2 protein-coding genes and 1 pseudogene are annotated in these 1,528 nt (G+C 64.8%); all 3 read left to right on the forward strand.

The window, feature by feature from the left end; genetic code table 11:
- Window positions 1–473: pseudogene (locus RT662_RS02015) on the forward strand (methionine--tRNA ligase); the annotation flags it as partial.
- Between the two features lies 1 nt (window position 474).
- Entirely contained in the window at window positions 475–1,245 is a 771-nt protein-coding gene (locus RT662_RS02020) for a TatD family hydrolase (RefSeq protein ID WP_313668725.1), read from the forward strand.
- Window positions 1,242–1,528: MBL fold metallo-hydrolase (locus RT662_RS02025; protein ID WP_313668727.1), on the forward strand; the 287-nt coding region annotated here is incomplete at its 3' end. The genes RT662_RS02020 and RT662_RS02025, both read left to right, overlap by 4 nt.

Below are 1,528 nucleotides of genomic sequence, written 5' to 3' on the forward strand. Positions count from 1 at the left end.
GCATCGGCAACCTGGCGCAGCGCAGCCTGTCGATGGTGGGCAAGAACCTCGGCGGCGTGATGCCGGTGCGCGGTGAGGCCGGTGAAACGGAATTGCGGCTGAAGGAGGCATTCCTGTCCGGCAGCGAAGCCTATTTCACCGCCATGAACGCGCTGGCGCTGCACAAGGCCCTCGATGCGCTGATGGCCATGGTCGCCGCCGCCAACGGCTATTTCGCCGAGACTGCGCCGTGGGCGCTGGCCAAGACCGACGTGGCCCGCATGGCCGAAGTGCTGGCCGCCACGCTCGACGCCACCCGGCGCATTGTTATCCTCGCCCAGCCCTTCATGCCGGCCAGCACGGCGCAGCTGCTCGATCTGCTGGGCGTGGCGGCTGATGCACGAGATTTCAATGGCTTCAACACGCCAGTTGACGCCGGCACGCAGCTGCCGCCGCCCGCCGGCGTCTTCCCGCGCATCACGCTGGAAGGCTGAGATGCTGATCGACAGCCATTGCCACCTCAATTACGCCAGCCTGGGTGAAGATGTGCCCGGCGTGCTGGCCCGCGCCCGCGGTGCCGGGGTGGGTGGTTTCCTCGCCATTTCCTGCCGGGTGAGCGAGTGGGACGGCGTGATCGCCATCGCTGATGCGCACGACGGCGTTTGGGCCAGTGTCGGCATCCACCCGCACGAGGCTGACGAACATCCCGATACCGATGCCGCGACGCTGATCGCTGCCACCCATCACCCACGCGTCGTCGCCATCGGTGAGACCGGTCTCGACTATTATTACGACAAGTCGGATCGGGAACGGCAGAAGACCAGTTTCCGCAGCCATATCCAGGCGGCGCGAGCGACCGGCCTGCCGCTCATCGTCCATACGCGCGATGCGGAAGCCGATACACTGGCCTTGCTGAAGGAAGCGGGCGAGGGGCCATTGACCGGCGTCATCCACTGTTTCACAGCGTCACAGGCCTTTGCAGATGAAGCACTTGCGCTGGGTTTCTACATCTCGCTGTCAGGCATCGTCACCTTCAAGAACGCCCGCGACTTGGCTGAAACCGCGAAGACCATCCCCGCCGATCGCCTGCTGGTGGAGACGGACTCGCCCTATCTCGCGCCCGTGCCGATGCGCGGCAAGACCTGTGAACCGGCCTTCGTCGCCCATACCGCGCGTTTCCTGGCCAATCTGCGCGGCGTGAGCGAGGCAGAACTGGCCACCACCACCACCGCCAATTTCCACGCGCTGTTCACCAAGGCGGCATGAAGGTCACGATCCTCGGTTGTGGCACCTCTAGCGGCGTGCCACGCATCGGTGGGCCCGATGGGGCAGGGAACTGGGGCCTTTGTGACCCTGAAAACCCGAAAAACCGCCGCCGCCGTGTCTCTGTACTGGTGCAGGCCGCCGGGAAGACCGTTCTGATCGATTGCGGGCCGGATTTGCGGGAACAATTGCTTTCCGCCCGGGTCGCTCACCTTGATGCGGTTATCATCACCCATGACCATGCCGATCACGCCCACGGCATCGATGATTTGCGCCAGGTCTTCCA

The sequence above is a fragment of the Sandarakinorhabdus sp. genome, assembly GCF_032115815.1.
Lineage (GTDB): Bacteria > Pseudomonadota > Alphaproteobacteria > Sphingomonadales > Sphingomonadaceae > Sandarakinorhabdus.